The sequence below is a fragment of the Streptomyces sp. H27-D2 genome (genome assembly GCF_035828615.1).
Lineage (GTDB): Bacteria > Actinomycetota > Actinomycetes > Streptomycetales > Streptomycetaceae > Streptomyces.
In genome coordinates, this window is the sequence record NZ_JAYMZR010000133.1 from 1 (window position 1) to 7804 (window position 7804).

Annotated in this window: 10 protein-coding genes; 7 read left to right on the forward strand and 3 right to left on the reverse strand. The window is 69.7% G+C overall.

The genetic code is table 11. The annotated features are described in order from the left end of the window. Positions 1-57: 57 nt before the first annotated feature. The 3 genes from QMK28_RS31255 to QMK28_RS31265 all read left to right on the forward strand — a co-directional run bounded on the left by QMK28_RS31255 (position 58) and on the right by QMK28_RS31265 (position 3064). Positions 58-543 (forward strand): flavin reductase family protein, encoded by a 486-nt coding sequence (locus QMK28_RS31255; RefSeq protein ID WP_326443069.1) that lies wholly within the window; start codon positions 58-60, stop codon positions 541-543. A 145-nt stretch (positions 544-688) separates the two neighbouring features. Beyond that, a complete protein-coding gene (locus QMK28_RS31260) occupies positions 689-1678 on the forward strand; it encodes a ScbA/BarX family gamma-butyrolactone biosynthesis protein (RefSeq protein WP_326443070.1) in 990 nt (329 codons plus the stop codon). 141 nt (positions 1679-1819) lie between these two features. Beyond that, positions 1820-3064, forward strand: coding sequence for an AAA family ATPase (locus QMK28_RS31265; RefSeq protein WP_326443071.1), 1245 nt, complete (start codon positions 1820-1822; stop codon positions 3062-3064). Between the two features lies 1 nt (position 3065). On the opposite strand, the gene QMK28_RS31270 is transcribed toward QMK28_RS31265, so the two are convergent. Next, a complete protein-coding gene (locus tag QMK28_RS31270; protein ID WP_326443072.1) occupies positions 3066-3290 on the reverse strand; it encodes a DUF397 domain-containing protein in 225 nt (74 codons plus the stop codon). Continuing rightward, entirely contained in the window at positions 3283-4077 is a 795-nt protein-coding gene (locus tag QMK28_RS31275) for a helix-turn-helix domain-containing protein (protein ID WP_326443073.1), read from the reverse strand. The genes QMK28_RS31270 and QMK28_RS31275 overlap by 8 nt, the downstream gene beginning before the upstream one ends. A 222-nt stretch (positions 4078-4299) precedes the next feature. On the opposite strand from QMK28_RS31275, the gene QMK28_RS31280 reads away from it, so the two are divergent. Then, positions 4300-4509: a hypothetical protein gene (locus tag QMK28_RS31280; protein ID WP_326443074.1), complete on the forward strand. Its 210-nt coding sequence runs from the start codon at positions 4300-4302 to the stop codon at positions 4507-4509. Continuing rightward, entirely contained in the window at positions 4506-4877 is a 372-nt protein-coding gene (locus QMK28_RS31285) for a hypothetical protein (protein WP_326443075.1), read from the forward strand. Before QMK28_RS31280 ends, QMK28_RS31285 begins: the two co-directional genes overlap by 4 nt. Positions 4878-4905: 28 nt before the next feature. On the opposite strand, the gene QMK28_RS31290 is transcribed toward QMK28_RS31285, so the two are convergent. Then, complete coding sequence (locus QMK28_RS31290; protein ID WP_326443076.1) at positions 4906-6162, reverse strand: ATP-binding protein; 1257 nt, start codon at positions 6160-6162, stop codon at positions 4906-4908. A gap of 370 nt (positions 6163-6532) precedes the next feature. Here QMK28_RS31290 and QMK28_RS31295 point away from each other — a divergent pair, with 370 nt between their 5' ends. Beyond that, positions 6533-7186 carry a ClpP family protease gene (locus tag QMK28_RS31295; RefSeq protein ID WP_326443077.1) on the forward strand — a complete coding sequence of 218 codons (654 nt, stop codon included), beginning with the start codon at positions 6533-6535 and terminating at the stop codon, positions 7184-7186. A gap of 1 nt (position 7187) precedes the next feature. Beyond that, the coding region (locus tag QMK28_RS31300) for a ClpP family protease (RefSeq protein ID WP_326443078.1) at positions 7188-7804 on the forward strand (617 nt) is incomplete at its 3' end.

The following is a 7804-nucleotide window of genomic DNA, read 5'->3' on the forward strand; positions in this document are numbered from 1 at the left end:
CAGATCCTCTCCTCCCCCCACAGATCCTCATCCCCTTTCACCTGAGCGGAAGAACAGATGCTGGAGCAACGCTCGTTCCGAGACATACTCGGCCGGTTCACCACAGGAGTCGTGCTGGTCACCGCGCAGACCCGGCGCGGAACCGTGGGCATGGCCGTCAACTCCTTCACCTCGGTGTCCCTCGACCCCCCGCTGGTCGCCCTGTGCGCCGCGTACACCTCGACCACCTGGCCGGACATCCGCGAGGCGGGCTCCTTCGCCGTCACCATCCTCGGTGACCAGCACGCGGAGCTGTGCAAGCTCTTCAGCACCAAGGGCGTCGATCGGTTCTCCGGCCGGGAATGGGCGTTCACCCGGGCCGGGCACCCGATCCCGGCCGACGGGCTCGGCTGGCTCGACTGCCGTATCACCACGATCCACCCGGCGGGCGACCACGAACTGGTCATCGCCGAGGCGACGGAGGGCGCTCTCACCGACGGCTCCGGCCCCCTCGTGTTCCACGCCGGCCGGCTGACGGAACTGGCCGGTGTGGCCGGCGCCTGACGGACCCGGGGCCGCGCCGGGCGCCGCCCGGCGGAAGCGGCCACGGCGGGGACAGGGCACGGCCACCGTCCCGCCGTCGTATGCCCGGTCGCCGCCCCGGACCGATCAGCGCACCGCACCGCCGAGCACAGAAAGGCAAGTCCGCGTGTCCGTGACCAAGCCTTCGCGCGCCCTCCTGGTACCGCAGTACGCCACGGACAAGGCCGACATCCACTTCGCCCGAAGTGCCCCGCGTCACCTCGTCGGCCGCAGCGCGGTCGCCGAAGTGCTGATCACCGACTGGCGCCGGCTGGGCCCTGACACCTTCCGGCTGGGCGCCCAGTGGCCGCGTGGACACACCTTCTACCCGCCGATAGCCGGGGCCTGGCACGATCCACTGCTCGCCGCGGAAACGCTGTGGCAGGCATCCGTCCTGGTCGGCCAGACCTACTACGGCGTACCGGCGGACCAGCACCCGGTCATGGCGGAGCTGGACCTGGACATCGTCCCGAGTGCGATTCTGCTGGGGCCCCGTCCGGCTGAGATACGACTGGAGATCTCCGGCTCCGACGTCCAGAGTCCGCACGGCATGCTCACCGGCATGACCCTGGAGGTCGAACTGCTGCGGGGCGACGAGTTCGTGGGCACCGGCCGGGTGGCGTTGCGGCTCCCCGCCGAGGCCCCCCGGACCGACGAGGCCCGGACGGCCGAGCACGCCGGCCGGCAGGCGCGGCCGAACGGGCTGCCACCGCGGCCGGAACCCGTCCCGGCCGCGATCGTGGGCCGGCTCGACGAGCGGGACGTCGTCCTCGGCATCCCCCGCCCGGCCCCCGCCCGCCGGGGCCACACCTGGACCCTGCGGACCGACCCCAGCCATCCGGTGCTGTTCGACCACCCCACCGATCACGTCCCCGCCATGCTGCTGCTGGAGGCCGCCCGCCAGGCGGCCCAGGCGGTCTGCGCCCCCTACCGCATGCTGCCGGTCGAACTGCGCAGCGCCTTCCACGGATACGTGGAGCTCGACATCCCGTGCCACATCGCAGCGACCAAACTCCCTCCCCAGGACGCCGGCGAGGACGCTGTGGTGCGGGTGACCGGTTCACAGGACGGGAAGCTGCTGTTCGACAGCTTGGTGGTGGGGCGGCATTGCGACTGAGGGCTGTGGGATCAGCGCGTCCGCTGAGCATGCCGGCTGCCAGCGTGACCGATATTGGTCTCGAAGGCAGTGATCGCCGCTTGAGCGAGCCGTCAGGGGAGCGGACAGTTACCCTCACGCAGAAGCAGGAAGGGGGACAGTGTGCTGCTCCGATTCCGCGCGGCGAACGTGCGGTCACTACGTGACGAACAAGAGCTGTCCTTCGTCGTCCCCGAAGGCGTGTCCAGCACCGCGATGCGTGAGCTGACGCTCGCCGGCGATCGGTCCGCGGGCGTGTTCCCTCTTATCGGCATCTTCGGCGCCAACGCGTCGGGGAAGTCGAACGTGCTGGCCGCCCTGACCGACATGCGCGAGGCGGTCCTGAACTCTTACGCGCGGTGGGGCGTCGTACGACGGCACCGCGCGGGTCCCGTTCGCGCTGGCCGCCGAGGAGGAGGACGAACCGAGTTTCTTCGAGGCGGATCTCGTGATCGACGGCGTGCGCTGGACGTACGGCTTCGAGCTCGGCTCGGCTCGGAGCGTGTCGAGGCGGAGTGGCTGCACAGCTACCCCCGAGGCCACCGTCAGGTGTGGCTCGATCGCGACGCCTCGCGCGCCGAGGTCTACGAATGGCCGGGGAGCCGGGTCAAGGACCGGGCTCAGCTGACACGCCGCACCCGCCCGAACGCCCTGCTCCTGTCCACGGCCGGCACGGACAGCCATCCCCAGCTCTCCCCGCTCTTCCACTGGTCCCGCCGCAATCTGTGGCTCATCAACCCGGAGGACGAGCGGGCGCAGCGTGAGGCATTCACCACGAAGGAGCTCTCCGGCAGCCGCGCGCGCCGTATCAATGAGCTGCTGAAGGTCGCCGATCTGGGGATCACCGGGGCGGAGGTCGTCGAGGAGGGCGGGAACCGCGCGACGGTGAAGCTCACCCACCGGTCGGCCACCGCGTTCCACGGCTACCCCGCCTTCATGCGGACCCGCTCCAGCCGGCCCGCCCGCGGCTACCTGCGCGACTTCCTGCACCACCAGGGCGAGGAGCCGCAGGCCCGCAGCGGCCTGTCGCCGTTGGCCGTCGCGGGGGACGCCGACGCCCTGTTCTACGTCGGCCTGGACGTGCTGGACGCGTGGCACCTGCTGGTCCAAGCCCCCGACGACAGCGGCGAATCGACCCTCTGGCTCCTCGCGGACGACCAGAAGTCCTGGGCCGCCGCGGACTACGTTCCCGGAGACGGGGAGTACGTGATCAGCCAGTACGGCCCGCGCCGGTTGTGGGACGAGGCGGAGCGGTCCTACCGGCTCTGGGCGCAGCGCGGCCGACCGGAGCGCGACCGCGCCGGGCTGAGCGTCACCCACGTCGGCCAGCGCGTCTGGCTGGATACGCTGGAGAACGTCATCGCGTGACCTATCCGGTGGGCATGGCCCCGCCCTTGACGGCTGCGACGAACGATGACCAGCCGGCCGCCGGGAAGATCAACGCAGGTCCGTGCGGGGCCTTGGAGTCGCGGACCGGGACGCCTGACGGGTGGCCGTCCAGGACTTCGACGCAGCTTGCGCTGTCGTTGTTGCTGTGGGACGACTTGCGCCACCCAATCAAGGCGGACGCGTCGGGGATGGTGCGCTCAGTCATGGTGTTGGTATTCCTTAACTGTTGCTCTCAAGAAAGCCAGCGACTCTTTCAGCGGCAAAGCGTCACTCAATGCGAGATCGTAGCGACTCTGCAACACCTCTACCAAGGAAGGGGAGTCGAAGAGTTTCCCTGTAGCGGTTCCCTCGCTGTATGCCGCAGGTGGCTGATCCTCGAACCACATCAGCGTGAGCATGGCCCCCATCAGGTTGTGCACGCCCAGCGTGTACGGGAGCACGTGTACACGAATGCGCCCGTTTTCCATCAACTTAATGAGATGTGCGATTTGCTCGGCCATGACTTCCGGCCCGCCTACAGGACGACGGAGTACCGCTTCGTCAAGCAGTGCCCACACTACGGGGTTCTGTGAATCGTTGAGGATCTTCGCGCGCTCCAGCCGTGTGACGACGTTCTTGTCACGCTCCGAGGGCGTCGGCTGAGGGAACGCTGAGCTCAGAACCTCATGCGCGTATCGCTCTGTCTGGAGGATGCCTGGTACGAATGTCTGGGCGTACTCCCGGATCATCGTGGCTTGCTGTTCGAGTTGCCGGGCCGTCTCGAAGTGCTCGGCCACTGTGCGGTCGTCGCCTGGCAGGAAACTGCTCAGCACATCCCCCGTGTTCAGGGCCCTGTCCAGCCGCCGCGCGTCCTCCTTGGACGGGGTGCGACGTCCCGTCTCGATGTGTGCGATGTGCGAGCGGGTCATGATCGCCGCTTCGGCCAACTTCTGCTGCGTCAGCCCCGCGGCCTCGCGCTGCGCCTTGAACCAATCCCCATAGGTGCTGCTCATCGTCAACTCCCGTGCGACAAAGGCTCTGTCACCTGCTATCCCCTGGCGAGCCTAGCTCTACCCGTCTCACTCTGTGAGTGGATCGCTACACAGCGATGTTCCGGCGTCGACCGCTGTCGTCGCGATGGGCCCGGCCGCGTTGGCCGGCCGCAGATGACGGATCCTCGCGGCTGCCGGCGACGGCCCGGGGGTCTGCCCATCAACCTCAACGGAGTTGACGACGTGCCGCACCACATCACCCGCATCTTCGAGCCGCTGCTGCGGTTCCTGCGCCCCGCCCCCTGGCGGCTTCCCGCCGGCCCGTACCGCGTCGCCCGCGAGCGGCGGGAGGAAGCCCGTCGCCAACGGGCGCGGCGGCGCGCGCTGTGGTGTGCCGTGCATGGCATCGACGTCGGGCCACGCCTGATCCACGGCATGGAGGTGACCGCGTGAACGAGCACACCCTCGACGGGGCGCGACTGCTTCCGTGGATCGGCCCGGAGGGCAAGCCCTGCTACCTCATCGGCGGCGGGACGGGATACGTCTCGCGCACCGCCGACACCATCGAGAGCGTGCAGCTCGGGATGGCCGTCGAACTGCTCGACCACGCCGCCGACATGCTCGACGACCGTCAGGTCACCGCTGTGCAGTTCCGGTTCCTCGCAGCTCGGATGGCTGAGGCGCTGCGCGACGTGCACCGGATCGCGCGGAGCCGGGGTGCCCGCCTCTCGGCTCGCGACTGTGACGACCGTGACGACCGTGACGACCGTGACGACCGTGACGACCGGGAGGAGGGCGACTCAGCCCCGCCGAAGGGCTGAACCGCCTCGCCTCGTCCGGGGGCCGGCCTCAGACCCGCGCGTGCGTGGTGATGTCGGCGGTGAACTCGGCGATGACGGCCGGGGTCACCGTCGGGCGGCACTGGCGGAGGGCGGCGAGGTAGTCGTCGGTGCTCGCGCCCGCGTCGGCGAGGTCGCGTTCGAAGGCGGTCTGGGCGGCGACGCGGGCCGCGTGTTCGATGTCGGCCGGGGTGAACAGCTCGCTCGCCGCGACCAGGGCGTCAAGGTCGACGTCGTCGCGCTGGGCGGAGTGCCGCGACCAGATCGCCGAACGGGCGGCCTCGTCCGGGGTGCCGATGGGGACCAGGTAGTCGAACCGGCCGGGGCGCAGGAAGGCCGGGTCGAGGGAGCGGATGGAGTTGGTGGCGCACACCAGCAGCCGTTCGTCGCGCTCGCGGAAGCCGGGGATGAGCTTGAGGAGTTCATTGGTGACGCCGTGCATGCCGGGCTCCGCGCGTTCGCCGCGTACGGGGGCGATCTCCTCGACCTCGTCGATGAAGACCAGCACCCGTTCCAGTTCCGCGATCCGGGCGAAGGCTGTGCGCAGTGCGGCGGCGAGATTGCCCTCGTCCGCCAGGCGGGACGGCAGCAGTTCGACGAAGGGCCAGCCGAGGCGGGAGGCGATGGCTCGGGCGAAGGTGGTCTTTCCGGTTCCGGGCGGGCCGAACAGGGTGATGGCGCGCGGCGGGATGACCCCGTGCCGGGCGGCACGCTCGGGTTCGGCCAGCGGCAGCACGATGCGGCGCTCGATCAGGTTCTTCTCCGCCTCCATGCCGGCGACCTTGGCCCACAGGTCACCGGACAGCACCCGGCCGCCCAGGTCCTCCAGCAGGTTCGCCGTGGTGCCGGTGGCCGGTTCGGCCTTCTCGAAGTAGGCGACGGCGGGCCGCCGGGTGTAACCGGCCTTCCGCAGCCCCTCGCCGAGCATCTCCTCCTCCGCCAGTACGTAGGCGATGCGGCGCACCCGGGCTTCGATCAGCCGGCGTTCGAGCTCCATCAGCAGCGCGCTGGCCAGGCCCCGGCCGCGCCAGGCCGGTGCGATGGCGATCCGCATCACCCATGCCCGGCCGCCGGACACATGGGCGAGCGCCGCGCCGATCGGCTCGCCGCGGTGGACGGCGACCACGGCGGGCTGGCGGGAGGTCAGGGCGCTGATGCACTCGGCGAGAGAGAAGACGGATTCCTGGCCGAGACCCGCGGTCGTGTCGATGAGATGGACGACCGAAGCCAGATCGTCCTCGCGGTAGTCATGGATGAGCCAGTTCACGTTGCCGCTCCTCGCCTCGGGGGTGCCTCGGGTGGTTCCGGAGACGCTAGATCGTCAACGGCGGGGGGTCGTGCTCCATCGTGGACAACGGCGAGGCCGTAACTGTACGAAGAGGAAGCGGTGCGATCCGGTGGGCCACGGCTACGACTCGGCGGCTCGGGCGAACCGCTCGTCCGGGCCGACGGCGGAGGTCCGCCTTCGCTGCTTCCGGGACTGCCCGCTCCTGCTGCCCACGGCGACCGGAATCATGAGCCGCCCGCTCTGCCCAGAGCTAATCTGCTGCGGGCCAACAACCCTGATACAGCAGCGCAATCGGTCCGATAGTGGGGAGATCGCGGCGACCGCAGCCGCCTCACCACAAGGAGGACCGATGACAGCGCTCATCACCGGTTGGGACCCAGCCCTGAACCCGCGAGCCGCCGGGGACGACACGCCCGCGACGCGGTTCGACGACCACCTGGCCGCGCAGCTCCTCATGCAGCGGATCGTCTTCCTCGGCACCCAGGTCGACGAGGTCTCCGCGAACCGGGTCTGCGCGCAGCTGCTGCTCCTGTCGGCGGAGGACTCGCGGACCGACATCAGCCTCTACATCAACAGTCCGGGCGGGTCGGTGACGGCGGGGCTGGCGATCTACGACACGATGCGGCTGATCCCGAACGACGTCTCGACGCTCGCCATGGGATTCGCCGCGAGCATGGGGCAGTTCCTGCTCAGCGTGGGGGAGCCGGGCAAGCGCTATGCGCTGCCGAACGCGCGGATCATGATGCACCAGCCGTCGGCCGGCATCGGCGGGACCACCGCCGACATCGCGATCCAGGCCGAGAACCTTGAGTTCACCAAGAAGGCCATCGAGCGGATCACCGCCGAGCACACCGGCCAGACCGAGGAGACGATCTCCCGCGACGGCGACCGCGACCGGTGGTTCACGGCCGAGCAGGCGAGGGAGTACGGGATGGTCGACAGCGTCGTAGAGTCGCTCGCCGACGTCCGCCCGGCCGGTTCGCAGCGACGGATGGGACTCTGACATGAGCCGGTACGCGATCCCGACCACGAGCCAGTACACGATCCCGACCGTCGTCGAGCGCACCGCGCAGGGGGAGCGGGCGTACGACATCTACAGCCGGCTGCTGTCCGAGCGGGTCATCTTCCTCGGCACCGAGATCGACGACGGCGTCGCGAACGTCGTCATCGCCCAGCTGCTGCACCTCGAATCGTCGAGCCCGGACAGCGAGATCGCGATCTACATCAACTCGCCGGGCGGCTCGGTCACTTCGCTCATGGCGATCTACGACACGATGACCTTCGTCGGCTCGCCGATCTCGACGTTCTGCGTCGGGCAGGCGGCCTCGACCGCAGCGGTGCTCCTCGCCGGCGGAGACCCCGGGCGGCGGTTCGTCCTCGAACACGCCCGGGTGCTGCTGGGACAGCCGGCGGCCGGCGGCCGGCAGGGGACGGTCTCGGACCTCAGCCTTCAGGCCAAGGAGATGGTCCGGATCCGGTCCGAGGTCGAGGAGGTTCTCTCCCGGCATACGCACCACGATGTCGCGACTCTCCGCGCGGACATGGACCGGGACAAGGTCTTCACCGCGCATGAGGCCGTGGCGTACGGGCTCGCGGACGGGGTGCTCAGCCGGCGGAGGGC